Genomic DNA, 26,573 nt, shown 5'->3' with positions numbered 1-26,573 from the left:
CCATTAACCATTATTGTTGCAGCTAACCAGGACATTATTTATGGCTTTTATCTCCTTTCCACCGCGTCATCCTTCATCGTCAGCCCGCCTGCCGCTGACGCTGATCGCGCTTGACGACTGGGCGCTGTCGACCATTACCGGCGTAGACAGTGAAAAGTATATTCAGGGCCAGGTCACCGCTGACGTAAGCCAGATGACTGAACAGCAACACCTTCTCGCCGCCCACTGCGATGCTAAAGGTAAGATGTGGAGCACTCTGCGCCTGTTCCGTGAGCGCGACGGTTTCGCCTGGATTGAACGCCGTAGCGTGCGTGAAGCACAATTAACGGAGCTGAAAAAGTACGCCGTATTTTCCAAAGTGGTCATCGCGCCAGATGACGAACGCGTATTGCTTGGCGTGGCCGGTTTTCAGGCCCGCGCGGCGCTGGCTAATGTCTTTAGCGAACTGCCCAATAGCGAAAATCAGGTGGTCAGAGACGGCGCCTCCACGCTGCTATGGTTTGAACATCCTGCGGAACGATTCCTGCTTGTCACCGATGTCGCGACGGCCAACATGTTAACGGAGAAGTTACATGGCGAAGCCGAACTGAATAACAGCCAACAGTGGCTGGCGTTGGATATTGAAGCAGGCATTCCGGTGATTGACGCGGCGAACAGCGGTCAGTTTATCCCCCAGGCGACTAACCTACAGGCGCTGGGCGGCATCAGCTTCAAGAAAGGCTGCTACACCGGGCAGGAGATGGTCGCACGGGCAAAATTCCGCGGCGCCAATAAACGCGCGCTTTGGTTGCTGGCGGGCAAAGCCAGCCGGGTACCGGAAGCAGGAGAAGATCTGGAGCTACAGATGGGCGAGAACTGGCGTCGTACCGGCGCTATTCTGGCGGCGACGCAGTTGGACGATGGTCAGTTACTGGTTCAGGCCGTCATGAATAACGATTTAGAAGCCGAAAGCGTCTTCCGCGTTCGCGACGATGCCAACACCCTGCATATCGTCCCGCTGCCTTACTCGCTGGAAGAGTGATATCACGTTAAAATCCGGATAGCCTGATAGCGCAACGCCATCAGGCTCGCACGTGCTGCTCTCGTAGGCCGGATAAGGTACGACAGCGCCGCCATCCGGCACGGGCATCCGGGAATTACGCCTGTCCCACATACAAATAGATAGCCAGGAAGTGGCACACGCTGCCGCCCAGCACAAAGCCATGCCAGATGGCGTGGTTATAAGGTATGCGTTTGCAAACATAGAAAATTACGCCCAGCGAGTAAACGACGCCACCTACCGCCAGCAGCGTCACGCCGCCTATCGCCAGCTTAATCGCCAACTGATAAACCACTATCAGCGACAGCCAGCCCATTGCCAGATACGTAACCAGTGAAAGCACTTTAAATCGGTGCGCAATCGTCAACTTGAAGAGGATACCGAATAGCGCCAGGCTCCAGATCACAATCATTAGTCCGCGCGCCAGCGGCGAATCCAGACCTACCAGCAGAAATGGCGTATAGGTTCCGGCAATGAGCAGATAGATAGCGCAGTGATCAAATTTCTTTAACCAGATTTTTGCCCGCTGATGAGGAATGGCATGATAAAGCGTTGAGGCAAGAAAAAGCAGGATCATGCTCCCGCCATATAAACTGTAGCTGGCGATAGCCGTCATACCCGCATTCGCCTCTACCGCCTGAACCAACAACAGCACCAGGCCGACAATACCAAATACCAATCCAATGCCGTGGCTAATACTGTTGGCGATTTCCTCAGCCAGCGAATATCCCTGCGTCATTAATGGTTTTTGCACCATAACTTACTCCGGAGAAACGTTCATAACGATGAACTGCGCCTCTAGCGTAACTGAGAATGGTTCCAGTGAACACATGTTAGCTAAAATAAATTCGCAAAATTAAATTTTCTTTATCATTCAATAAGTTAATTACAAAAACTCAACTAACACGCGTTCATATTTATCAAAGGCATTTAAAATCAATCACATAAAATTGCGTCTGGTTGGGATAGATTTCAGCAATGACCCGTTTCAGCTCATCAAGCGACATATTTTCCTGTTGCGCATGTTTTTCGTTCAGCGTATCCAGCGTCACAGTTGACGTTCCTGTCACTTCGATTGTGCAAAAATAGCCATCATCTTCGAACCGTCCCACGCGTAGCACATCGCCTGCTTTAAAGTGGGACTCGGAGGCATCACGAATAGTGATGGTTTTACGCCCTGCCAGAATGTCATTCTGGAAACGTTGAAAGAAAGTAATGTCGTTTGGCTGCATGTGGTTATCCCCTGAATATGGCCCCTTGAAGTGGATGTTACGATCTGAATGTGTTCTTGTCCCGACACGCGAGCATCCTGGAATTTTGCGTACGCTTTACATGCCATTTGGTGCAGAATGAATGATAACAGACTAAATAAATTGAGATTATGCAACAATGAGAAAACTCACCCTGCCAAAAGATTTTTTATGGGGCGGCGCGGTTGCTGCACACCAGGTTGAAGGCGGCTGGAATAAAGACGGTAAAGGCCCCAGCATCTGCGACGTGCTAACCGGCGGCGCACACGGCGTGCCACGCGAAATCACCCAGAATGTCGTTGCTGGCAAATACTATCCGAACCACGAGGCGGTGGATTTTTACGGACATTACAAAGAAGACATCCGTCTTTTCGCCGAAATGGGGTTCAAATGCTTCCGTACCTCTATTGCCTGGACGCGTATCTTCCCGAATGGCGACGAATCCCAGCCAAACGAGGCCGGTCTGAAATTCTACGACGACATGTTTGATGAGTTACTCAAATACAACATCGAACCGGTCATTACCCTTTCTCACTTTGAAATGCCATTACATCTGGTACAGCACTACGGCGGCTGGACCAATCGTAAGGTCGTTGATTTCTTTGTCCGTTTTGCTGAAGTCGTGTTTGAACGCTACAAACATAAGGTCAAATACTGGATGACCTTCAATGAAATCAACAATCAGCGAAACTGGCGCGCGCCGCTGTTTGGCTACTGCTGTTCCGGCGTAGTGTATACCGAGCATGAGAATCCAGAAGAAACCATGTATCAGGTCTTACATCATCAGTTTGTCGCCAGCGCGCTGGCGGTAAAAGCGGCACGTCGCATTAACCCGCAGATGAAAGTTGGTTGTATGCTGGCGATGGTCGCGCTGTATCCTTTCTCCTGTAAACCAGAAGATGTGATGTTTGCTCAGGAGTCGATGCGTGAACGCTATGTCTTTACTGATGTGCAGTTGCGCGGCTACTACCCGTCCTATGTGTTGAACGAGTGGGAGCGCCGCGGATTTAACATCAAAATGGACGATGGCGATCTTGAAGTGCTGCGCGAAGGCACCTGCGATTATCTTGGTTTCAGTTATTACATGACCAACGCGGTCAAAGCCGAAGGCGGTAGCGGCGATGCGATTTCCGGTTTTGAAGGCAGCGTACCGAACCCCTATGTTAAAGCCTCTGACTGGGGCTGGCAGATTGACCCGGTGGGCCTGCGTTATTCATTGTGTGAACTGTACGAACGCTATCAAAAGCCGCTGTTTATTGTCGAAAACGGTTTTGGTGCTTACGACAAAGTAGAAGAAGATGGCAGCATCAACGACGACTACCGAATTGACTACCTGCGCGCCCATATTGAAGAGATGAAAAAAGCGGTGACTTACGATGGTGTCGACCTGATGGGCTACACGCCGTGGGGCTGCATCGACTGCGTGTCGTTCACCACCGGGCAGTACAGCAAACGCTACGGCTTTATCTATGTGAATAAACATGACGACGGTACTGGCGATATGTCGCGTTCACGTAAGAAGAGCTTTAACTGGTACAAAGAGGTGATTGCCAGCAACGGCGAGAAGCTTTAACTCCTGCACGTTACCCGCCAGTCGGCGGGTAACACTTTGAACGAGTCTTACCAGGTCTTACCTATTTTAAATTCCCAGCGTACATCTTCCATTTTGGTTGGCGACTTCGCTTCCTGCATTACCGGGAAGAAGGCTCCGGCACCAAACCATAATTTCAGTGAATCGACGGCAATATTAAATGACGGACCAACAACCCATTCGGTAGTTCCAGAATGGTTATTAATTACGCTGCCATTAGACAGTTTTTTCGTTCCAGAGGCATTATTGCTGTAGGCACTTTCCAGACCAAGATCCAGCGGTAAATCGCTAAACATATACCGCACCTGGGTATTCCACTGGAATTCGTTACCTCGTTTCACGTCCTGGTTACCGCGCTCAAATGGTCCCTGATATACAAAACCCATATCCCCTTTAATGTTAGGAGTGAATAATTTTGTTAAAGTGAGTGTTACTCTTCCTCCCCAGGCGCTATTCCCAGGCAAATGATTATCTCCATCTTGCCCGGTGGGTAGTAATAATGCCCCACCTACCGTAACCCAAAACGGATCACCTCTTCGCTGGCTCATTAAAGCATAATTGACCCCCACCGATTGGTCGCCCATTCCCTCTATGTGCTCAGGAGACAGATTGTCTCGTTTGTTATTGATATAGGAACCCACTGTTGATAATTCCAGTCTGTCGGTCAAACCGTAACGAATCTTCAATAACCATATCTGGGAGTAAACATCCGGACTTCCGTGCCCCTCGATTTGATGATCTTTATCGCGAAATGAGCTATTCACGGCGGTTAATAACTTTCCTTCCGGCAATACTGAACCACCAGAAATAGCGGTATTAACTGGTGCACCTAATAGATTACTGGGATTATTTTCTCCGTTAGCTGCCATTGCATTCATTAATAGAAAATATGTCATTAATGGCAGAAATATAAATCGTTTCATTATTCCCTCCAGGTATAAAAAACAAAGCGCTAAGTTAATAAATATTTACGTTATTTATGCTTATTTTTAATTTATAATTTAAATTAATAGCTTGATGAATTTAATATACGGAAATTTTTGTAACTATATTGAGAGGTAAATAACGATTCCGGAGAGAAACTATTTGTAACTATATGTAAATATACTGTGTTGTTTTGATTAAATAACAGCAAGGTAAAAATGATGCACAATGAATCATTAGGCTCTAAAAAACCGGTAATTTAATTCTGGCTAATACACTGATACAAACGCCAGGTTGCCTGCCAGGAGCCAACGATTTACTGTAATATATTGAATTAGTAACACTTTGTAGCCTGAATAAGGTGCTCACACTGCATCCGACATAAACAAAACGCACTTTATTAACAAGCTGAAAAGGCGCCGAAGCGCCTTTAGAAAACAGTCGAATCAGTAAATTACTGGTAGTCGCTAATCGGTACGCAGGAGCAGAACAGGTTGCGGTCGCCATAAACATCATCCAGACGTTTCACCGTCGGCCAGTATTTGTCTGCCACGCCTGCCGGGAATACGGCAACTTCACGGCTGTACGGATGCGCCCACTCGGCGACCAGTTCGCTCTGAATGTGCGGCGCGTTCACCAGCGGGTTATCTTCCAGCGGCCAGACACCGGCTTTCACCTGGTCAATCTCTGCGCGAATAGCCAGCATCGCATCGATAAAGCGATCCAGCTCAGCCTTACCTTCAGATTCCGTCGGTTCAACCATCAGCGTGCCCGCCACCGGGAACGACATGGTTGGCGCATGGAAACCGTAGTCGATCAGACGCTTGGCAATATCCAGCTCGCTGATGCCGGTTTCTTCTTTCAATGGGCGAATATCAAGAATACATTCGTGCGCCACACGGCCATCGCGACCGGTATACAGTACCGGGTACGCGTCTTTCAGACGGCTGGCAATGTAGTTAGCGTTAAGAATCGCGACCTGGCTTGCCTGCTTCAGGCCTTCTGCGCCCATCATGCGGATGTACATCCAGCTGATTGGTAGAATGGATGCGCTGCCGAACGGCGCCGCAGACACCGCGCCCTGACGGGTTAACATGCCTTCGATTTGCACCACGCTATGACCCGGTACAAACGGTGCCAGATGCGCTTTCACGCCGATCGGTCCCATGCCTGGGCCGCCGCCGCCGTGCGGAATGCAAAAAGTTTTATGCAAATTGAGGTGCGAAACGTCCGCGCCAATAAAGCCCGGTGAGGTGATGCCGACCTGGGCGTTCATGTTCGCGCCATCAAGGTAAACCTGACCGCCGAACTGGTGCACAACTTCACACACTTCGCGGATCGTTTCTTCATAGACGCCGTGGGTGGACGGATAGGTCACCATGATGCAGGAGAGATTATCACCCGCCTGTTCGGCTTTCGCGCGCAGATCAGTCAGATCAATGTTGCCATTTTTATCACACGCCACAACCACCACCTGCATTCCTGCCATATGTGCAGAAGCAGGGTTAGTGCCGTGAGCAGAAGCCGGGATCAGGCAGATATCGCGATGCCCTTCGTTGCGGCTTTCGTGATAGTGACGAATCGCCAGCAGCCCCGCGTATTCCCCCTGTGCTCCGGAGTTCGGCTGCATACAGACGGCGTCGTACCCGGTGAGTTTCACCAACCAGTCCGAAAGCTGGCTAATCATCTGATGATATCCTTCCGCCTGTTCCGGCGGGCAGAACGGATGCAGTTCAGCGAATTCCGGCCAGGTGATAGGAATCATCTCGGCGGCGGCGTTCAGCTTCATGGTGCAGGAACCCAGCGGGATCATCGCCTGGTTCAGCGCCAGATCTTTACGCTCCAGCGAGTGCATATAGCGCATCATCTCGGTTTCGCTGTGGTAACGGTTAAATACCGGATGCGTCAGAATCGCATCGTCGCGCAGCATACTTTGCTGAATAGAACGGCTATCAAGCGCCACGTCTTTATCCAGTGTTTCAATGTTCAGACCGTGACTGTCGCCCAGCAAAACATTGAACAACTGTGCCACATTCTCACGGGTGGTGGTTTCATCAAGGGTAATACCAACCGCGTTATGAATATCGCTGCGCAGATTGATCTCTGCCGCTTCCGCACGCGCCAGTACCGCAGCTTTATCGACCACTTCCACGCACAGGGTGTCGAAGTAGTGCGCATGACGCAGCTTCAGTCCTTTTTGTTGCAGACCAGCCGCCAGAATATCGGTCAGGCGGTGAATGCGCTGAGCAATGCGCTTCAGACCGACCGGACCATGGTAAACGGCATACAGACTGGCGATGTTAGCCAGCAGTACCTGCGAGGTACAAATGTTGGAGTTCGCTTTCTCACGACGGATATGCTGCTCGCGAGTCTGCATCGCCATGCGCAGTGCGGTATTGCCCGCCGCATCTTTTGAGACGCCGATAATACGGCCTGGCATGGAGCGTTTAAATTCGTCTTTGGCGGCAAAGAACGCCGCATGCGGGCCACCGTACCCCATCGGTACGCCGAAGCGTTGCGCAGAGCCGAAAACAATGTCCGCGCCCTGTTTGCCCGGAGCCGTCAGCAGCACCAGCGCCATAAAATCGGCGGCGACGCTGACCACAACTTTACGGGATTTCAGCTCAGTAATCAGTGCGCTGTAGTCGTGAATTTCGCCCGTGGTGCCTACCTGTTGTAACAGCACGCCAAACACATCCTGGTGATCCAATGCTTTCGCCGCGTCATCCACAATGACGTCAAAGCCAAAGGTTTCGGCGCGAGTACGCACGACGTCCAGAGTTTGCGGATGGACATCAGAGGCGACAAAGAAACGGTTGGCATTTTTCAGTTTGCTGACGCGCTTTGCCATCGCCATTGCTTCGGCGGCAGCGGTGGCTTCGTCAAGAAGAGAAGCCGAAGCCATATCCAGTCCGGTCAGATCCAGCGTGACCTGTTGGAAGTTGAGCAGCGCTTCCAGGCGCCCCTGAGAGACTTCCGGCTGATAAGGGGTGTAGGCGGTGTACCAGCCCGGATTTTCCAGCATGTTGCGCAGGATAACCGGCGGTAGCTGCACGGCGGTGTAGCCCATGCCAATGTACGACGTGAAGCGCTTGTTACGCCCGGCGATGGCTTTTAATTCCGCCAGTGCGGCATATTCGGTTGCCGCCTCGCCAACCTGCGGCGGAGTCGCGAGCTGAATGTCTTTCGGCACAATCTGACCTGTCAGCGCGTTTAACGACTCGGCGCCAACCGCATTCAGCATCTCTTGCTGCTGCGCGGCGTCCGGTCCGATGTGGCGTTCAATGAAAGCGCCGCGGTTTTCAAGCTGGCTTAACGTCTGTGTCATGGGCGATGGTTCCTGAAACGTGCAGTGAATCGTGATTGTCTCTAACTCAATTGCCCGGTGGCGCTGACGCTTACCGGACCTACGCGTGCGAAAACGAATACGCAAAATCATTCGCGTTGCAGTGAGTAGGCCGGATAAGCATTAGCGCCATCCGGCACAACATTATTCGTCTTCTAACAATGCCTCATACGCGGTGGCATCCAGCAGCGATTCAAGTTCGCTTTCATCGCTGGCTTTGATTTTAAAGATCCAGCCACTGGCATACGGTTCGCTGTTCACCAGCTCCGGGGAGTCGCTCAGCGCATCGTTTACCGCTACGATCTCGCCGCTTACCGGCGCATAAATGTCGGACGCCGCTTTTACGGACTCCGCCACGGCGCAGTCGTCGCCCGCGCTTACGGTCGCGCCGACTTCCGGCAGATCAACAAAAACCATATCGCCCAACAGCTCCTGAGCGTGTTCAGTAATGCCAACGGTGTAAGTGCCATCCGCTTCTTTACGCAGCCATTCGTGTTCTTTGCTGTATTTCAGTTCTGCGGGTACGTTGCTCATCAATTAATCTCCAAAAAAGGATGAATCACGCGACGGCTTTGCCGTTACGCACAAAAACAGGTTTAGTCACTTTTACCGGCATTTCACGGTTACGAATTTGTACAATCGCCGTCTCGCCGATGCCCGCCGGAACGCGCGCCAGCGCAATGCTGTAGCCCAACGTTGGGGAAAACGTCCCGCTGGTGATAATGCCTTCTTGCTGGTTGCCCTGCGCATCGGTAAAACGCACCGGCAGTTCATTACGCAATACGCCTTTCTCGGTCATCACCAGACCGACAAGCTGCTCATGGCCTTTTTCACGCTGCATCTCCAGCGCCTCACGGCCAATAAAGTCGCGGTCAGCAGGTTCCCAGGCGATAGTCCATCCCATATTAGCCGCCAGCGGAGAGATACCTTCATCCATCTCCTGACCGTACAGGTTCATGCCTGCTTCCAGACGCAGCGTGTCGCGCGCGCCAAGACCGCACGGCTTCACGCCCGCCTCCACCAGCGCACGCCAGAAATCCGCCGCTTTTTCATTCGGCATGGCGATTTCATATCCCGCTTCGCCGGTATAACCGGTGGTGGCGATAAACAGATCGCCCGCCTGAACGCCGAAGAACGGCTTCATACCTTCTACTGCATGGCGCTGTTGGTCAGTAAACAGAGTCGCCGCTTTTTCCTGCGCATTCGGCCCCTGTACCGCAATCAGCGACAGGTCGTCACGAACGGTAATGTCTATGGCATAAGGTTCAGCGTGTTGGGTAATCCAGGAGAGGTCTTTTTCGCGGGTGGCGGAGTTAACAACGAGACGGAAGAAATCTTCAGTGAAGTAGTAGACGATAAGGTCATCAATCACGCCGCCCGATGCGTTAAGCATACCGGAGTAGAGGGCTTTACCCGTCTTCGTTAGCTTCGCGACGTCGTTGGCCAGCAGATAACGTAGAAACTCTCGTGTGCGGCTACCATGAAGATCGACAATGGTCATATGCGATACATCAAACATCCCGGCATCGGTGCGCACAGCGTGGTGTTCATCAAGCTGAGAGCCGTAATGCAGGGGCATCATCCAGCCATGAAAATCGACCATGCGGGCGCCGCATAGCGTGTGTTGTTCGTACAAAGGCGTCTGTTGGGCCATCTTTTCCTCGTTGAATTAGCGGGGGCTAACAACCATTTTCATGGGAAATCTTCGCCACGAAACCTGGCATCGACGCCCTTTTTCCTGCGCCGACGCAAACGTTCTCTTGCTCCTGAACTTACCACCGAACCAGGCGCTAAACCATAAGGCTGAATTTACCATCACATTAGCTTATGACTAAAAAACGCCAAAACCCCATTAGCACAAAAAACCACTATTACGCTAAATAACTTCCATAAAAATGAAGCTGATACGATTTATCACAACATAAATTAATATTAAATGCGGAAAAAATGTCGAAAATCGCGTTCGCCAAAAATAGTGGCATTAGAAAATATAATGCGAAATAGGCGGTGAAATTAGATTATTTCAAACGAGGAAAGCCCCCCGGCGCGATAGCCGGGAAAGCAAAGTGTGACGGGTTTCAAACTCTTGCTGGCGTGCAGTCAGACGCTTAACGAAGCCATTGCGGAAGGTCGTTTAGCCCCATTGCCTGGCGAAGCAGTTGGGGTTTGACGCCGGGGAGCGTGTCCGCCAGTTTCAGTCCGATGTCGCGCAGCAATTTTTTTGCCGGGTTTTCGCCGGCAAACAGGTCACGAAAACCTTGCATCCCGGCAAGCATCATCGCCGCGCTATGTTTACGACTACGCTCATAACGACGAAGATAAAGATGTTGACCAATGTCTTTGCCCTGGCGCTGAAGCCGGCGCAGATCGTCCACCAGTTCGGCCGCGTCCATAAAACCGAGGTTGACGCCTTGCCCTGCCAGCGGATGGATGGTGTGCGCGGCATCGCCGACCAACGCCAGACGATGCGCGGCAAACTGGCGAGCATAGCGGCCCGTCAGCGGAAAAACCTGCCGTTCGCTTTCCAGGCGGCATAAGCCCAGCCGATTATCGAAGGCGATAGTCAACGCCTGGTTAAACGCCTCGTCGCCGCTCTGTTGCATACGCTCCGCATCCTGCGGAGAAAGAGACCAGACAATGGAACACAGATGCGGATCGCTTAACGGCAAAAACGCCAGAATACCTTCACCATGAAACACCTGGCGAGCAACCGCGCCGTGCGGCTCTTCGGTGCGGATAGTCGCTACCAGCGCATGGTGACGGTAGTCCCAGAAAGTTAAGGGAATATCCGCTTTGTTACGCAGCCAGGAGTTGGCGCCATCCGCGGCAATCACCAGACGCGCGGTTAACATCGCGCCGTCTTTTAAAGTCAGGAAGGCGTCGTTCTCTCCCCAGGCGACCTGCTGTAACTCCGCTGGCGCCATTAAGGTGATATCCGCCGCTTGCTGCGCTTTTTGCCACAGTGCATAGTGAATGACGCTGTTTTCAACAATATGCCCCAGATGGCTATATCCCATGCTTGCGTCATCAAACGTAATACGGCCAAAGCTGTCTTTATCCCAGACTTCCATACCGTGGTAGCAACTTGCCCGTCGCGCCACAATGTTTGACCATACGCCAAGACGGGTAAGCAGTTTTTCGCTGGCGGCATTAATCGCCGACACCCGAAGCTGAGGCGGCGCATCGTTCGCCAACTGCTGGGGAACAACGTGATCCAGTACCGCAACGCGCAAACCGCTCCCCTGCAAGCCGCAGGCGACAGCCAGCCCCACCATGCCTCCGCCAACTATTGCTACATCAACACTTTGCACTATTTACTCCTGGAAACCGGAACAATCAAAACCGTAGGCCGGATAAGGCGAAGCCGCCATCCGGCATTTTTACGAACACGATGCCGGATGGCGGCGTAAATGCCTTATCCGGCCTACAGATCTGCTTAACGCGCAACCCAACCTAAGGTCCGCTGTGCCAGCGCATCGCGCGCAGGCGGTAATAATTCCATCGCCATTAAACCGATATTGCGCCCAATAACCAGCGGCGCCCAACGATTTGCAAACAGATGGACCAGACCGTTCGTTACGCCAATCGTCGTATCCCGGTCAACCTGACGACGCTGCTGATAGCGCGATAACACGTGCCAGGCGCCAATATCCTCGCCCGCGTCCTGTGCCGCGACCAGCGTTTCCGCCAGGCTCATGACATCGCGCAGACCGAGATTAAACCCTTGTCCGGCGATAGGATGCAACGTCTGCGCCGCATTGCCGACCACGACAGTCCGGTGAGTAAACACTTTCGCCGCCGTAGTCAGGGCAAGCGGATACGCGCTGCGCTTACCCGCCTGAGTAATTCGCCCCAGCCGCCAGCCGAACGCGGCCTGCAACGCATGACAGAACTGCGCGTCGGACCAGCTCAGCACCTCATCACGCTGGTCGAGCGGGTGACACCAAACCAGCGAACATCGGCCATGCGACATCGGCAACATCGCCAGCGGGCCATTGGGAGTAAAACGTTCAAAGGCGCGTCCCTGATGCGGGATAGCGGTCGCGACATTCGCTATCACCGCTAACTGTTCGTAAGGCTCCTGATGCCAGTCAACGCCGCAGGCTGATGCCAGCGCGGAGTGGGTACCGTTAGCCGCCACCAGCACGCTGCCAGCTATCACATTGCCGTTTTCCAGAGTGACGTTAACCTGCTGTTGGGTACGCGACACGCTGGCTACGCGCTCCGGGCAGTGCAGCGTAACGCCTGGCGCTTTACGCAAGAGCGCAAACAGACGCAGCCCGATATCATGCAGCTCCGCAACGTGACCCAACGCTGCCAGACTGTAATCCTGCGCGTCGAGAGTCACAAATCCGGCATGACCGCGATCGCTGACGTGTACGGTGTTGATTGCCGTTGCGCAATCGGAAATCGCCTGCCAGACGCCAATTCGCGCCAGTTGCTGGCAAGTGCCCGCCGCCAGCGCAATCGCTCTGGCGTCAAAGCCGGGATGACCGTCGGCTTCAGGCGCTTTCGCTTCAATCAGGTGTACCGGCAACGTCCCATGACTGAACTGAGAGATGGCCAGCGCCAGCGTCGCGCCTGCCATGCCGCCGCCAACGATAATGACGCTCATTGCTGCCGCGCCGCCGCCATTAATGCTTCAATGTCATCCGCCTTCTTCACAACGCCAGCGGTCAGGTTTTCATTACCGGTTTCGGTAATGACAATGTCATCTTCAATTCGAACGCCAATGCCACGATACGCTTCCGGCACGTCTGCATCCGGCGCGATATAGAGGCCTGGCTCTACGGTCAGCACCATGCCCGGCTCCAGGATGCGGGAGCGATCCGGCCCATAAACGCCGACATCATGAACATCCAGCCCCAGCCAGTGGCTCAAGCCATGCATAAAGAAAGGACGATGCGCATTCTCGGCAATCAGTTGATCAACCTCTCCTTGCAAAATCCCCAACTTCACCAGCCCGGTTATCATGATGCGCACGACTTCGCCGGTCACCTGCTGAATAGAGGTACCAGGACGGAACAGTCGCAGGCTGGTCTCCAGCGATTCCAGAACGATGTCATAAATTTCACGCTGAGCTGGCGTGAATTTCCCGTTCACCGGGAAAGTACGCGTGATGTCGCCCGCGTAACCTTTATATTCACAGCCCGCGTCGATAAGCACTAAATCGCCGTCGCGCATTTCACTTTCGTTTTCAGTGTAATGCAGGATACAGCCATTTTCGCCGCTGCCGACAATGGTGTTATAGGAGGGATAGCGCGCGCCATGGCGATTAAATTCGTGGTGAATTTCACCCTCCAGTTGATACTCAAACATCCCCGGACGGCATTTTTCCATCGCGCGGATATGCGCCAGAGCGCTAATTTCCCCGGCGCGGCGCATGACCGCAATCTCTTCCGGCGATTTGAACAGGCGCATCTCATGGACGATCGGTCGCCAGTCAGTCATGGTGGCCGGCGCGGTCAGATTCTGGCGGGAGCCTTTACGCAGCTTCTCCAGCGCAGCCAGAACAATCTCGTCGGCATACGCATATTCGCCCTGCGCGTGGTACACCACATCCAGACCATTAAGCAACTGAAAGAGTTGCTGGTTGATTTCGCTAAACGCCAGCGCCCGGTCAACGCCCAGTTTTTCCGGCGCGGCATCCTGTCCCAAACGGCGACCAAACCAGATTTCCGCCGTCAGGTCGCGAACGCGGTTGAACAAAACGCTGTGGTTGTGGGTGTCATCACTCTTAATCAGTACCAGCACGGCTTCCGGTTCGTTAAAACCGGTGAAATACCAGAAGTCGCTACTCTGGCGATACGGATATTCACTGTCTGCGCTGCGCGTCGCCTCCGGCGCGGCAAAGATCAGCGCGGCGCTGCCGGGCTGCATTTGCGCCAGTAATGCCTGGCGACGGCGTTGGTATTCCTGCTGAGTCATGACATGGCCTCCATTTCGTTTTTTCTTAGTGTAGCGTCGGTTTACGCACTTCCGGCGCGGTCGGCTGTTGGCGCGTGAAAGTGTCATGACATAACAGCGCCGCAACACGGACATATTCGATGATCTCTTCGAGCGACATCTCCAGCTCTTCCTGATCTTCGCTCTCATCATAACCAAGCTGCGCAATATTACGCAGGTCGTCAATCGCTTCACCCGTTTCGCCGGTGACTTTATCAAGTTTAGGCTGCGTTACGCCGAGGCCAAGCAAAAAGTGGTTAACCCACCCGGCTAAGGCATCTGCGCGATCGAATACGCTGACATCGTCGCCTTCAGGCAGATAAAGCTGAAAAAGAAAGCCGTCGTCTTCCAGCGCGTCGCTGGTCGCCGCGTGCATTTTGCGCAGCGCCTGAGCAAGCTCATGCCCGAAGGCCAGACCTTCGTTCGTCAGGTCGTGCAACAGCGGCTGCCATGAGCTGTCGTTGTTGCCGCCGCAAATCATCCCGCTGATTAAACCATGCATTTCAGCCGGGGTCAGACCGGCCCCTTGTTGATTCAAAAACCGGTTCATTTCGTTGTAACCAGGCATTTCGTTCTGTATAGACATAAGCATTCGTCATCAAAGGGAGGATATTCATGATATGCTACCACTTTGGACCCTGGTGAACCAGAAAAGGGCTTGTATCTTCACACCAGGGTAGCTATAGTGTCGCCCCTTCGCGGACCCTGGGTCTGGAGACGAAGGCAGCGCAGTCAATCAGCAGGAAGGTGGCATGTCTGCACAACCCGTCGATATCCAAATATTTGGCCGTTCACTGCGAGTGAATTGCCCGCCTGACCAAAGGGATGCGTTGAATCAGGCTGCGGACGATCTGAATCAGCGGTTGCAAGATCTGAAAGTTCGCACTAGAGTCACAAATACTGAGCAGTTGGTTTTCATTGCCGCATTGAATATCAGCTATGAGTTAACTCAGGAAAAAGCGAAGACCCGCGATTACGCGGCGAGCATGGAACAACGTATTCGGATGCTACAACAGACCATCGAACAGGCGTTGCTTGATCAAGGTCGCATAACCGAAAAAACGGGCCAAAACTTTGAATAACACTTTTCGCTTTACTATGGTAAAGTGATTGTGAAAACAGAATTTCTCTGAGATGTTTGCAAGCGGGCCAGTCCCCTGAGCCGATATTTCATACCACAAGAATGTGGCGCTCCGCGGTTGGTGAGCATGCTCGGTTCGTCCGAGAAGCCTTAAAACTGTGACGACACATTCACCTTGAACCAAGGGTTCAAGGGTTACAGCCTGCGGCGGCATCTCGGAGATTCCCCTTCTGACTGGCGACAGCCATGACGCAACTTCCCGAACTCTCTTTATCACGACAAGAAATCCGCCGAATGATTCGGCAACGTCGCCGTGCGCTGACGCCAGAGCAGCAAAGCCGCTTTGGTCAACAGGCCGCCGCCCGAATGCTCAGCTTTCCTCCCGTCGTGATGGCGCACACTGTCGCCGTGTTTCTCTCCTTTGATGGCGAACTCGACACCCAGCCGCTGATAGAACAGCTATGGCAAGCGGGCAAGCGCGTCTACCTTCCGGTTCTTCATCCCTTTAGCCCTGGCAACCTCCTGTTCCTGCACTATCATCCGCAGAGTGCGCTGGTGACCAACCGCTTAAAGATCCAGGAGCCACGGCTTGATGTCCGCGACGTATTACCGCTGGCAAAGCTGGATGTGCTGGTAACGCCGTTAGTCGCGTTTGACGAAGACGGGCAGCGCCTGGGGATGGGCGGCGGATTTTATGACCGTACGTTGCAAAACTGGCAGCAGCATAAGATCCAGCCTGTGGGCTACGCGCATGATTGCCAGTTAGTAGAAAAGCTGCCGGTTGAAGAGTGGGATATCCCTCTGCCTGCGGTGGTGACGCCGTCAAAAGTGTGGGAATGGTGAATTAACGCCTTACCCGCCTACGGTTCAAAATTCGTGTAGGCCCGGTAAGCGTTAGCGCCACCGGGCACTCCGGGCGATCAGTACAGCAGACGGGCGCGAATGGTGCCCGGAATCGCCTTCATCGCCAGCAGCGCTTTCTCCGCCACATCGCCATCGGCTTCTATATCAATTACCACATACCCCATTCGGGCGGAGGTTTGCAAATACTGTGCGGCAATGTTAACGCCCTGCTCGGCAAAGATCTGGTTAAGCGCGGTCAATACGCCCGGGCGGTTTTCGTGGATGTGCATCAGGCGACGACCGCCGTGCAGCGGCAGCGACACTTCCGGGAAGTTCACGGCGGACAGCGTCGAGCCGTTATCCGAGTACTTAATCAGTTTTCCTGCGACTTCCAGACCGATGTTTTCTTGCGCCTCCTGCGTCGAGCCGCCGATATGCGGCGTCAGGATCACGTTATCGAATTCGCACAGCGGAGAGGTAAACGGATCGCTATTAGTGGCCGGTTCCGTCGGGAAGACGTCGATAGCCGCCCCCGCCAGATGTTTCGTCGCCAGCGCGTCGCACAAAGCCGGGATATCCACTACCGTACCGCGCGCGGCGTTAATCAGCAGCGAACCCGGCTTCATCAGGGCAATCTCTTTTGCGCCCATCATGTTTTTGGTGGAGGCGTTTTCAGGTACGTGCAGACTGACCACATCGCTCATATTCAGCAATTCAGACAGATGCTGCACCTGAGTTGCATTACCGAGCGGCAGTTTATTTTCAATATCATAGAAATAGACATGCATCCCCAGCGATTCCGCCAGAATGCCCAACTGCGTTCCGATATGGCCGTAACCGATAATGCCAAGCTTTTTACCGCGCGCTTCGAACGATCCCGCCGCCAGTTTATTCCATACGCCGCGGTGCGCTTTGGCGTTCGCTTCCGGCACGCCGCGCAGCAGCAGCAATAGCTCGCCAATCACCAGCTCCGCCACGGAACGGGTATTCGAGAATGGCGCGTTAAAGACCGGAATACCGCGTTTTGCCGCCGCATTTAAATCCACCTGGTTGGTGCCGATGCAAAAACAGCCAATCGCCACCAGCTTCTCTGCGGCGTTAATCACTTCTTCTGTCAGATGAGTACGGGATCGCAGACCGATGAAGTGGGCATCGCGGATGGACGCTTTCAACTGTTCAGCGTCCAGCGCGCCCTTGTGATATTCAATGTTGGTGTAACCTGCCGCACGAAGGCTTTCCAGCGCCTTTTGATGCACCCCTTCAACCAGCAGAAATTTAATTTTATCTTTCTCCAGCGATACCTTTGCCATTTCCCCGATCCTGTCTTTTTTTGCCATCTGATGTTGTGTGTGGATTTGCATCCGTCCTTCAACATATCAAAAAAAATTATCACGGCAATATGAACGTTTGCGCCAGCGTCGTGAAGGAATCGCATACAGCGGGAAATAGCAGATGAAAATACCGGGAATAACTTTTTCTTTGGAGGGATCGGCAGGGCAAACGATTAAACGTGATACATGTCACCAAATTTGCCCTGACCGAATTTTTTACGCGGCAGGAAATTCGCCTGGCGGGATCATTTTACGATGGTTTTCACCCCGTCCGGCGTGCCGATCAGTGCGACATCGGCGCCACGGTTGGCGAACAACCCTACGGTCACGACGCCCGGAATCGCGTTAATGGCGTTTTCCAGCGCGATGGGATCAAGGATTTCCATCCCATAAACATCCAGAATCACGTTGCCGTTATCCGTGACCACGTTCTGACGGTACTCCGGACGCCCGCCCAGCTTCACCAGTTGACGAGCGACCGCGCTGCGCGCCATCGGAATCACTTCGACCGGCAACGGGAATTTGCCAAGAATATCCACCTGTTTAGAGGCATCCGCAATACAGATAAATTTCTCCGCCACGGAAGCAATAATTTTCTCACGGGTTAGTGCCGCGCCGCCGCCTTTGATCATCTGCATATGACCGTTGATTTCGTCCGCGCCATCGACATAGATACCCAGGCTATCCACTTCGTTGAGATCAAACACATGAATACCGAGGCCTTTGAGTTTTTCAGTCGAGGCGTCCGAGCTGGAGACCGCGCCTTCAATCTGGCCTTTCATTGTGCCCAGCGCATCAATAAAGTGTGCGGCCGTTGAGCCTGTACCAACGCCCACAATGGTGCCGGGCTGTACATACTGAAGTGCCGCCCATCCTACCGCTTTTTTCAGTTCATCCTGCGTCATAGATCGTTTCGCCTGTGGTGTGAAAATACAGCCGCATTATAGAACATTGTCGGGAAAAATCTCCGTGTCCGTACACAGGCTACGGATTTCATCTGTACCGACGGCAAATTTATGTCATAGTGCGGAAAAAAATAACAGGAGCATGACACAACAATGAAACGTCCGGACTACAGAACACTACAGGCGCTGGATGCCGTTATACGTGAACGAGGATTCGAGCGCGCCGCCCAGAAGCTGTGCATCACGCAATCCGCCGTCTCACAGCGCATAAAACAGCTTGAGAATATGTTCGGACAACCTTTGTTGGTGCGTACCGTTCCTCCTCGCCCCACGGAGCAAGGGCAAAAATTACTGGCTCTGCTGCGTCAGGTTGAACTGCTGGAAGAAGAGTGGCTGGGCGATGAACAAACCGGCTCTACGCCGCTGCTGCTGTCGCTGGCGGTTAACGCCGACAGTCTGGCGACCTGGCTGCTTCCGGCGCTGGCGCCGGTGCTGGCGGACTCCCCTATCCGTCTCAATTTACAGGTGGAAGATGAAACGCGCACGCAAGAACGTCTGCGTCGCGGCGAGGTGGTGGGCGCGGTGAGTATCCAGCATCAGGCGCTGCCCAGTTGCCTGGTAGACAAACTTGGCGCGCTCGACTATCTGTTTGTCGCGTCAAAGCCGTTTGCCGAGCGCTATTTCCCCAATGGCGTTACCCGGTCGTCGCTGCTGAAAGCGCCCGCCGTCGCGTTCGACCATCTGGATGATATGCATCAGGCCTTTTTGCAACAGAATTTCGATCTACCGCCCGGCAGCGTGCCGTGCCATATCGTTAATTCATCCGAAGCGTTTGTACAGCTTGCGCGTCAGGGCACGACCTGCTGCATGATCCCTCACCTGCAGATTGAGAAAGAGCTGGAAAGCGGCGAGTTGATCAACTTAACGCCTGGTTTGCTACAGCGCCGGATGCTTTACTGGCACCGCTTTGCCCCGGAAAGCCGGATGATGCGCAAAGTGACCGACGCGCTGCTGGAGTACGGGCACAAGGTGCTGCGTCAGGATTAGCCTCTCTATGAATGCCGGATGGCGGCGTGAACGTCTTATCCGGCCTGCATGACCCATTATTCCCCCATCGTTTCTTTGAAATTGATCACAAAATCATTGCGTTCAGGCGGCAAAAAACGACGCGCCATTGGCTATTTTTTGCTGGCGACAAGACGATTCAAAACGCTCACACCGTATTAGCAAATCTTCATTTCATTGCGTAATACGGAGCAAAAAATGAGAACACCGGGAGAAAACGCGGCCTGGAAGCGCCCAGGCCGGGCGAGATTACTGCGTGCTGGCGGCCGTTGTCGACGTCTGCCCTGTTCCAGGTTCAAGCTGGAAGACCACATCGACCTGATCGTCGAACTGAATGGTCGGCTGCTCGTAAGTTTCCTGCGCAGATACCGGCGCAGCATCCGCGGCTTTCATCATTCGCACCACCGGACTCGGCTGATAATTAGAGACATGGTAACGAATGCTGTAAACCGGCCCCAATTTGCTGTTAAAACCGGCTGCCAGCGCTTGCGCCTGATGAATCGCGTCATCGATGGCGGCTTTGCGGGCCTTGTCTTTATAGGCGTCCGGTTGCGCCACGCCCAGCGATACCGAACGAATCTCGTTCAGACCCGCCTTCAGCGCGCCGTCCAGCAGAGAATTAAGTTTATCTAACTGACGCAGCGTCACCTCAACGGTTCGCACCGCACGATACCCTTTCAGAATGCTTTTACCGTTTTGGTAATCATAATCCGGCTGCGTGCGCAGATTCGCCGCGCTAATGTCTTTTTTCGCAATCTGATTTTGCTCAAGGAAGGAAAGATATTGCGCCACGCGCTCATCGGCCTGCTTCTTCGCCGTCGCCGCATCCTTCGCCGCGACGTTCACTTCAATCGCTAAGGTGGCGATATCAGGCACAGCATCGACGCTTGCCGTACCGGAAGTCACGATGTGCGGGCCTTCCGGCAATTCGCTTGCCTGCGCCGACATTGCACTTAAACCCACTAATGCCGCCAGGGCCATCACTTTGAACTTCACAGTCTCTCCTCCATATTGCAGTCATTGCCCTGATATACAGGGCGCATGCAGGCAAGCTTAGCGGATATCGGCCTGTTGTCCATCAGACAACGCTTAGTTGAAAAGCGCGTGCATATGCGCGACGCCTTCCCGCGCCAGTTGGAAAGCGATAAGCCACATCACCACCCCAACCAGAATGTTGATAATACGTTGAGCTTTCGCCGTACGCAGTCGAGGCGCAAGCCAGGCCGCCAGTAGCGCTAACCCAAAAAACCACAAGAACGACGCGCTAATCGTGCCGAGGGCGAACCAGCGCTTTGGCTCCATAGCCAGTTGCCCGCCGAGACTGCCCAACACGACAAACGTATCCAGATAAACGTGCGGATTCAGCCACGTTACCGCCAGCATCGTAGCAATAATTTTCCAGCGCCCCTGCTTCATAACCTCGGCGCTGGCCAGCTCCAGATTACTGCTCATTGCCGTTTTCAGCGCGCCAAAACCGTACCATAACAAGAACGCAACCCCGCCCCATGTGACCAGCGCCAGCAGCCACGGCGACTGCATCAGCAACGCGCTACCGCCAAAAATACCGGCGCTAATCAGGACTAAATCACTTAACGCGCAAAGCAGCGCTATCATGAGGTGGTACTGGCGACGAATTCCCTGATTCATCACAAACGCATTTTGCGGGCCAAGCGGAAGGATCATGGCGGCGCCAAGGGCAAACCCTTGAAAATAATAAGATATCACGTTAACTACCCTGAGCTGTTTTTCTTAAAGGCAGACTATAGCGCGGGAATATTATTAGCGGAAATTGATAATTTTAATCACTAATAAGAAAAGCTAATAAAGAGACTGAATAACGGATGGCGGCTACGCTTATCCGCTCAATAACCAGAGAATACTGGAGGCGGATAAGCGCAGCACCGGCAGGCAGCACGGGAGGAAAATTACTCCGCGGCGTTATCTTTCACGCGTTTAAAATTGACGTCCATCTGCGGGTACGGGAAGCTAATACCAGCGGCGTCAAATTCACGTTTAATACGTTCCAGCACGTCCCAGTAGACATTTTGCAGGTCGCTGCTTTTACTCCAGACACGCACCACAAAATTAATCGATGAGGCGCCCAGCTCATTCAAACGCACCGTCATTTCGCGATCTTTTAAAATACGATCGTCGGACTCGATAATCGTCGTTAGCAGCTGTTTCACCTGATCGATATCCGAATCGTAGGCCACACCAATAATGAATTCGTTACGGCGAACCGGCTCACGAGAATAGTTGATGATATTTCCCGCGATAATTTTGCCATTCGGAATCACAATAATTTTGCCGTCTACCGCGCGCATTGTCGTGGAAAAGATTTGCACGTTCAGTACCGTACCGGCAACGCCGCCCAAATCGACATACTCACCGGCGCGGAACGGACGGAACATAACCAGCAATACCCCAGCCGCAAGGTTAGAAAGCGATCCCTGTAATGCCAGGCCAACGGCTAAACCAGCGGCGCCCAGTACGGCAATAACCGAGGCGGTTTGAACCCCCACGCGACCCAGAGCCGCAATCAGCGTAAAAGCGATAACCCCATAGCGCACCAGCGCAGAAAGAAAGTCGGCCACTGTCGCATCAATATGACGCGCACGCATCAGACGATTTACCGTATTGGAAATCACGCGCGCTACAATCAAGCCGATGATGATAATAGCGATAGCCGCAACAATATTCACAGCATAGCTGAGCAATAACGCCTGGTTGCGTACCAGCCAGGTGCCCGCACCATTTATGCTGTCGACAACATTCAAATCTTCCATTCAATATTCCTTGGTCATAGCAAAACAAGCAAATGAGATCATTCTCACGAAAAGAACTTTTTAAAGGTAAACAAAAACAGAGGAATATGCCATTTTTCGGCATCATCCCAAAACCAAAAAAGGCAGGTACACTGTGAGTTGGCCGGATGAAAGCGCTAACTAACGCCGCTCTCCGGAAATAACGATAAAAAAATGGCTTCCCGAGGGAAGCCATTTCAATCAGCAGACTATATTACAGAACGTCAATCGCGTTCAGTTCTTTAAATGCTTTTTCCAGACGAGCGATCATCGAAGTCTGGCCAGCACGCAGCCATACGCGCGGGTCATAGTATTTCTTGTTCGGCTGATCTTCGCCTTTCGGGTTGCCCAGCTGACCTTGCAGATACGCTTCGTTTTCTTTGTAGTAGTTCAGAACACCTTCCCAGGTTGCCCATTGGGTATCGGTATCGATGTTCATTTTCACTACGCCGTAGCTTACGGAGTCTTTGATTTCCTGAGCAGTAGAACCGGAACCGCCGTGGAAAACGAAGTTCAGGCTGTTGTGCGGCAGGTTGTGTTTCTTAGAAACATAGTCCTGAGAATCACGCAGAATGGTCGGGGTCAGAACCACGTTACCCGGCTTGTAAACGCCGTGTACGTTACCGAAGGAAGCGGCAATAGTGAAACGCGGGCTGATTTTGCTCAGCTCAGTGTACGCGTAATCAACGTCTTCCGGCTGGGTGTACAGGGCAGAAGCGTCCATGTGGCTGTTGTCCACGCCGTCTTCTTCGCCACCGGTGCAACCCAGTTCGATTTCCAGAGTCATGCCAATTTTGGACATGCGCGCCAGGTATTTGGAGCAGATTTCGATGTTTTCGTGCAGAGACTCTTCAGACAGGTCGATCATGTGAGAAGAGAACAGCGGTTTACCGGTCGCTGCGAAGTGTTTTTCACCCGCGTCCAGCAGACCGTCGATCCACGGCAGCAGTTTCTTGGCGCAGTGGTCAGTGTGCAGGATAACCGGAACGCCATAATGTTCAGCCATCTGGTGAACGTGATGCGCGCCAGAGATAGCGCCCAGGATTGCCGCGCCCTGAGGTACGTCAGTTTTCACGCCTTTACCCGCGATGAAGGACGCGCCGCCGTTGGAGAACTGAACGATGACCGGCGCTTTAACTTTTGCAGCGGTTTCCAGAACAGCGTTGATGGAATCAGTGCCCACGCAGTTAACTGCCGGCAGAGCAAAATTGTTTTCTTTTGCTACCTGGAACACTTTCTGTACGTCATCACCAGTGATCACGCCTGGTTTTACGAAATCAAAAATTTTAGACATGTTTCGTTGTCCTGTATCGTCGGGCTTTGGGAAAAAACACGGGCCGCCCTGAATGTCAGATCGGCGATAAATCAACGGGCAGGAATCCCTGCCCGTAACGATTACTTCTTAGCGCGCTCTTCGAGCATCGCTACGGCTGGCAGAACTTTACCTTCCACGAATTCGAGGAATGCGCCGCCGCCAGTAGAAATGTAGGAGATTTTGTCAGCAATGCCGAACAGGTCGATTGCCGCCAGGGTGTCGCCGCCGCCAGCGATGGAAAACGCTTCGCTATCAGCGATGGCATTCGCCACGATTTCAGTCCCTTTACGGAAGTTCGGGAACTCAAACACGCCAACCGGGCCGTTCCACAGAATGGTTTTGGCATTCTTGAGGATTTCAGCCAGCTGCTGAGCGGAAGCATCGCCGATATCCAGGATCTGCTCGTCTTCTTTCACGTCGTTAACGGATTTCAGAGTCGCTGGTGCGGTTTCGGAGAACTCGGTGGCAACGCGAACATCGGTCGGAACCGGGATATCGCAAGTGGTCAGCAGACGTTTTGCTTCGTCAACCAGGTCAGCTTCGTACAGGGATTTACCGACGCTGTGGCCCTGAGCGGCAACGAAGGTGTTGGCGATACCGCCGCCGACAATCAGCTGGTCAGCGATTTTAGACAGGGAATCCAGAACAGTCAGTTTGGTAGATACTTTAGAACCACCAACGATAGCCACCATCGGACGAGCCGGCTCTTTCAGCGCTTTACCCAGCGCATCCAGTTCAGCGGCCAGCAGCGGGCCTGCGCACGCGACGTCAGCAAATTTGCCGATACCGTGGGTAGAAGCCTGCGCGCGGTGCGCAGTACCAAAGGCGTCCATCACGAATACGTCACACAGGGCGGCATATTTTTTAGACAGCGCTTCGTCGTCTTTCTTTTCGCCTTTGTTAAAGCGAACGTTTTCCAGAACCACCAGCTCACCTTCGGCCACGTCAACGCCGTCCAGGTAATCTTTGACCAGGCGAACCGGGTTAGACAGTTTGTCTTTCAGGTAGTTAACAACCGGCAGCAGAGAGAATTCTTCGTTGTACTCGCCTTCGGTAGGACGACCCAGGTGGGAAGTTACCATCACTTTCGCGCCCTGTTTCAGAGCCAGTTCGATGGTCGGCAGAGAGGCGCGGATACGCGCGTCGCTGGTCACTTTCCCTTCTTTAACAGGTACGTTCAGATCCGCACGGATAAAAACGCGTTTCCCGGCCAGATCCAGATCGGTCATCTTAATTACAGACATGGTGAATCCTCTCAATGATGCTTAAAGTTTTGTCGACGCTGACGCGTCGAGCCTGAAACCAACTGCGGCCATCGCTAACGTGGTGTCGAGCATCCGGTTAGCAAAGCCCCATTCATTATCGCACCAGACCAGCGTCTTGATCAGGTGGGCGCCACTGACCCGGGTTTGCGTGCCATCAACAATGGCGCTGTGCGGGTCGTGGTTAAAATCTATCGAGACCAACGGTGATTCCGTATAGTCAACTATACCATGAAATGCACCTTGTGCTGCTTTTTGCAGCAACTGGTTGACTTCACTGGCTTTTACTGGTTTTTTCACCGTCACGCTTAAATCGATCGCCGTCACATTAATGGTTGGAACGCGCACGGCAATCGCCTCAAAACGGTCGTTAAACTGCGGGAATATACGCGTAATGCCTGCCGCCAGTTTTGTATCTACCGGGATAATCGACTGGCTGGCCGCGCGCGTGCGCCGCAGATCGGAGTGATACGCGTCGATCACCTGCTGATCGTTCATCGCGGAGTGGATCGTCGTGACGGTACCAGACTCGATGCCGTAAGCATCATCCAACAATTTAATGACGGGAATTATGCAATTCGTGGTACAGGATGCGTTTGAGACAATACGATGTTCCGCACGCAGTTGATTCTGGTTCACGCCAAAAACGACGGTGGCGTCAAGATCGTTGCTGCCCGGATGAGAAAAGAGCACTTTCTTCGCGCCAGCGGCAATATGCGCCTCGCCATGCTCCCGGTTGCCATATACGCCCGTACAATCCAACACGACATCCACGCCCAGTTCGCGCCACGGCAGATCCGCCAGCGTTCGTTCATGCAGAATACGAATGACATCGTCGCCGACAAAAAGCTGCTCGCGCTCGTGGCGAACCTCCCATGCAAAACGCCCGTGGCTGGTATCGTATTTCAACAAATGCGCCATGCCTGCGGCATCCGCCAGCTCGTTGATGGCCACCACGGTAATTTCCGCCCGACGTCCGGATTCATACAAAGCACGAACCACGTTACGTCCGATGCGACCAAAGCCATTAATCGCTATGCGTACGGTCATAGGTCTCCTGCAAGGCTATCCCGATTCAGATGAGGCTGACAGAGTAATGCAGCTCATCGTCGAGTAAAACCTCACCTGTCGCAAACTGCGACTGATTGGTTAATTGTCGAACATTTAATTAACTGAAACGCTTCAGCTAGAATAAGCGAAACGGGGAATAAAAGGAATGTTTGTCCAGTCGAAGAAGACAGTTATCTGACCTGCATCACATTTCATGGCCGCTTACGCTGCAATTTATTCCATATTTAAGAATCACCAGTACATCCGTCAGATCTTTTCATCGTCGCGTCACAAATACTGATTTATATCAGAAAGCGCTGCCGCCAGCGTCTATATTATCAGCGCCACGTCCGAGTCTCGGAGTCCTGTAACGATGACTGTATCTCACCACAACGCCTCTACAGCGCGCTTTTACGCGCTTCGTCTGCTTCCCGGCCAGGAAGTGTTTTCCCAATTACACGCCTTTGTGCAACAGAACCAATTACATGCTGCCTGGATTGCAGGGTGTACTGGCAGTCTGACCGACGTTGCGCTGCGTTATGCCGGGCAAGAGGCGACCACATCGCTCACCGGCACGTTTGAAGTTATCTCGCTAAACGGCACGCTTGAATTGACCGGCGAGCATCTGCATCTCGCGGTATCGGATCCCTACGGGGCCATGCTCGGCGGCCATATGATGCCAGGGTGTACCGTGCGTACCACGCTGGAGCTGGTTATCGGCGAGCTGCCAGCGCTGACGTTCAGCCGTCAACCGTGCGCCATTTCCGGTTATGACGAACTGCATATTTCTTCCCGTTAATTGACGACTCTTTAAGAGGTAC

Annotated in this window: 25 protein-coding genes and 1 other RNA gene; 8 read left to right on the top strand and 18 right to left on the bottom strand. The window is 53.1% G+C overall.

The features are described from left to right. The first annotated feature begins 40 nt into the window (after window positions 1-40). Window positions 41-1,021 (top strand): tRNA-modifying protein YgfZ, encoded by a 981-nt coding sequence (gene ygfZ / locus NA197_RS06155; RefSeq protein WP_000874176.1) that lies wholly within the window; start codon window positions 41-43, stop codon window positions 1,019-1,021. Window positions 1,022-1,136: 115 nt separating this feature from the next. Here ygfZ and trhA read toward each other — a convergent pair whose 3' ends face one another. Both trhA and yqfB read right to left on the bottom strand, forming a co-directional pair. Further along, window positions 1,137-1,796: a PAQR family membrane homeostasis protein TrhA gene (gene trhA / locus NA197_RS06150; RefSeq protein ID WP_000250289.1), complete on the bottom strand. Its 660-nt coding sequence runs from the start codon at window positions 1,794-1,796 to the stop codon at window positions 1,137-1,139. Window positions 1,797-1,959: 163 nt separating this feature from the next. Beyond that, on the bottom strand, window positions 1,960-2,271 hold the full coding sequence (yqfB, locus tag NA197_RS06145; protein ID WP_001182976.1) for a N(4)-acetylcytidine aminohydrolase: 312 nt from the start codon (window positions 2,269-2,271) through the stop codon (window positions 1,960-1,962). A gap of 157 nt (window positions 2,272-2,428) precedes the next feature. On the opposite strand from yqfB, the gene bglA reads away from it, so the two are divergent. Beyond that, window positions 2,429-3,862 (top strand): 6-phospho-beta-glucosidase BglA, encoded by a 1,434-nt coding sequence (bglA, locus tag NA197_RS06140; RefSeq protein WP_001230140.1) that lies wholly within the window; start codon window positions 2,429-2,431, stop codon window positions 3,860-3,862. Between the two features lie 47 nt (window positions 3,863-3,909). Here the strand turns inward: bglA and NA197_RS06135 are convergent, their stop codons facing one another. From NA197_RS06135 to NA197_RS06100, 8 genes are all read right to left on the bottom strand, one after another. Next, a complete protein-coding gene (locus tag NA197_RS06135) occupies window positions 3,910-4,803 on the bottom strand; it encodes a transporter (RefSeq protein WP_000819373.1) in 894 nt (297 codons plus the stop codon). 455 nt (window positions 4,804-5,258) lie between these two features. Further along, window positions 5,259-8,132 (bottom strand): aminomethyl-transferring glycine dehydrogenase, encoded by a 2,874-nt coding sequence (gene gcvP, locus NA197_RS06130; RefSeq protein WP_064043082.1) that lies wholly within the window; start codon window positions 8,130-8,132, stop codon window positions 5,259-5,261. Between the two features lie 162 nt (window positions 8,133-8,294). Further along, a complete protein-coding gene (gene gcvH / locus NA197_RS06125) occupies window positions 8,295-8,684 on the bottom strand; it encodes a glycine cleavage system protein GcvH (protein WP_001638897.1) in 390 nt (129 codons plus the stop codon). A gap of 25 nt (window positions 8,685-8,709) precedes the next feature. After that, window positions 8,710-9,804 (bottom strand): glycine cleavage system aminomethyltransferase GcvT, encoded by a 1,095-nt coding sequence (gene gcvT / locus NA197_RS06120; protein WP_000068738.1) that lies wholly within the window; start codon window positions 9,802-9,804, stop codon window positions 8,710-8,712. 454 nt (window positions 9,805-10,258) lie between these two features. Continuing rightward, entirely contained in the window at window positions 10,259-11,461 is a 1,203-nt protein-coding gene (gene ubiI, locus NA197_RS06115) for an FAD-dependent 2-octaprenylphenol hydroxylase (RefSeq protein WP_017441088.1), read from the bottom strand. A gap of 125 nt (window positions 11,462-11,586) precedes the next feature. Continuing rightward, window positions 11,587-12,765 (bottom strand): 2-octaprenyl-6-methoxyphenyl hydroxylase, encoded by a 1,179-nt coding sequence (gene ubiH, locus NA197_RS06110; RefSeq protein WP_000111142.1) that lies wholly within the window; start codon window positions 12,763-12,765, stop codon window positions 11,587-11,589. Further along, window positions 12,762-14,078 carry a Xaa-Pro aminopeptidase gene (gene pepP / locus NA197_RS06105; RefSeq protein WP_000193688.1) on the bottom strand — a complete coding sequence of 439 codons (1,317 nt, stop codon included), beginning with the start codon at window positions 14,076-14,078 and terminating at the stop codon, window positions 12,762-12,764. The genes ubiH and pepP overlap by 4 nt, the downstream gene beginning before the upstream one ends. A gap of 25 nt (window positions 14,079-14,103) precedes the next feature. Then, window positions 14,104-14,682, bottom strand: coding sequence for a YecA family protein (locus NA197_RS06100; protein WP_000027236.1), 579 nt, complete (start codon window positions 14,680-14,682; stop codon window positions 14,104-14,106). A 166-nt stretch (window positions 14,683-14,848) separates the two neighbouring features. On the opposite strand from NA197_RS06100, the gene zapA reads away from it, so the two are divergent. The 3 genes from zapA to NA197_RS06085 all read left to right on the top strand — a co-directional run bounded on the left by zapA (window position 14,849) and on the right by NA197_RS06085 (window position 16,020). Then, window positions 14,849-15,178 carry a cell division protein ZapA gene (gene zapA / locus NA197_RS06095; RefSeq protein WP_001276011.1) on the top strand — a complete coding sequence of 110 codons (330 nt, stop codon included), beginning with the start codon at window positions 14,849-14,851 and terminating at the stop codon, window positions 15,176-15,178. A 41-nt stretch (window positions 15,179-15,219) separates the two neighbouring features. Continuing rightward, window positions 15,220-15,403: non-coding RNA, 6S RNA (gene ssrS / locus NA197_RS06090), on the top strand. A gap of 20 nt (window positions 15,404-15,423) precedes the next feature. After that, window positions 15,424-16,020, top strand: coding sequence for a 5-formyltetrahydrofolate cyclo-ligase (locus NA197_RS06085; RefSeq protein ID WP_031221199.1), 597 nt, complete (start codon window positions 15,424-15,426; stop codon window positions 16,018-16,020). Between the two features lie 77 nt (window positions 16,021-16,097). Here the strand turns inward: NA197_RS06085 and serA are convergent, their stop codons facing one another. Beyond that, the gene (gene serA / locus NA197_RS06080; protein ID WP_001151627.1) at window positions 16,098-17,330 is read right to left on the bottom strand and encodes a phosphoglycerate dehydrogenase; all 1,233 of its coding nucleotides are present in this window, start codon (window positions 17,328-17,330) and stop codon (window positions 16,098-16,100) included. A gap of 266 nt (window positions 17,331-17,596) precedes the next feature. Continuing rightward, window positions 17,597-18,256: a ribose-5-phosphate isomerase RpiA gene (gene rpiA / locus NA197_RS06075; RefSeq protein ID WP_000189741.1), complete on the bottom strand. Its 660-nt coding sequence runs from the start codon at window positions 18,254-18,256 to the stop codon at window positions 17,597-17,599. A 153-nt stretch (window positions 18,257-18,409) separates the two neighbouring features. On the opposite strand from rpiA, the gene argP reads away from it, so the two are divergent. After that, the gene (gene argP, locus NA197_RS06070) at window positions 18,410-19,303 is read left to right on the top strand and encodes a DNA-binding transcriptional regulator ArgP (RefSeq protein WP_000828345.1); all 894 of its coding nucleotides are present in this window, start codon (window positions 18,410-18,412) and stop codon (window positions 19,301-19,303) included. Window positions 19,304-19,314: 11 nt separating this feature from the next. Then, a complete protein-coding gene (locus NA197_RS06065) occupies window positions 19,315-19,506 on the top strand; it encodes a hypothetical protein (protein ID WP_023203996.1) in 192 nt (63 codons plus the stop codon). Window positions 19,507-19,570: 64 nt separating this feature from the next. Here NA197_RS06065 and NA197_RS06060 read toward each other — a convergent pair whose 3' ends face one another. The 6 genes from NA197_RS06060 to epd all read right to left on the bottom strand — a co-directional run bounded on the left by NA197_RS06060 (window position 19,571) and on the right by epd (window position 25,752). Next, window positions 19,571-20,317: an oxidative stress defense protein gene (locus NA197_RS06060; RefSeq protein ID WP_023203995.1), complete on the bottom strand. Its 747-nt coding sequence runs from the start codon at window positions 20,315-20,317 to the stop codon at window positions 19,571-19,573. Window positions 20,318-20,410: 93 nt separating this feature from the next. Continuing rightward, a complete protein-coding gene (argO, locus tag NA197_RS06055; protein ID WP_000626863.1) occupies window positions 20,411-21,046 on the bottom strand; it encodes an arginine exporter ArgO in 636 nt (211 codons plus the stop codon). Between the two features lie 200 nt (window positions 21,047-21,246). After that, window positions 21,247-22,107 (bottom strand): small-conductance mechanosensitive channel MscS, encoded by an 861-nt coding sequence (locus NA197_RS06050; protein ID WP_000389833.1) that lies wholly within the window; start codon window positions 22,105-22,107, stop codon window positions 21,247-21,249. Between the two features lie 232 nt (window positions 22,108-22,339). After that, entirely contained in the window at window positions 22,340-23,419 is a 1,080-nt protein-coding gene (gene fbaA / locus NA197_RS06045) for a class II fructose-bisphosphate aldolase (protein WP_000034386.1), read from the bottom strand. A 101-nt stretch (window positions 23,420-23,520) separates the two neighbouring features. After that, complete coding sequence (gene pgk, locus NA197_RS06040; RefSeq protein WP_000111274.1) at window positions 23,521-24,684, bottom strand: phosphoglycerate kinase; 1,164 nt, start codon at window positions 24,682-24,684, stop codon at window positions 23,521-23,523. A gap of 21 nt (window positions 24,685-24,705) precedes the next feature. Next, window positions 24,706-25,752: an erythrose-4-phosphate dehydrogenase gene (epd, locus tag NA197_RS06035; protein ID WP_000218338.1), complete on the bottom strand. Its 1,047-nt coding sequence runs from the start codon at window positions 25,750-25,752 to the stop codon at window positions 24,706-24,708. A 373-nt stretch (window positions 25,753-26,125) separates the two neighbouring features. Between epd and NA197_RS06030 the strand changes: the two genes are divergently transcribed. Further along, window positions 26,126-26,551, top strand: coding sequence for a PPC domain-containing DNA-binding protein (locus NA197_RS06030; protein WP_000218564.1), 426 nt, complete (start codon window positions 26,126-26,128; stop codon window positions 26,549-26,551). The last annotated feature ends 22 nt before the right edge of the window (window positions 26,552-26,573 follow it).

The organism is Salmonella sp. NW884 (genome assembly GCF_051700745.1).
Lineage (GTDB): Bacteria > Pseudomonadota > Gammaproteobacteria > Enterobacterales > Enterobacteriaceae > Salmonella > Salmonella enterica.
Note: the sequence above shows the minus strand (reverse complement) of the source record. Positions and strands in the feature narration are given on the sequence as shown.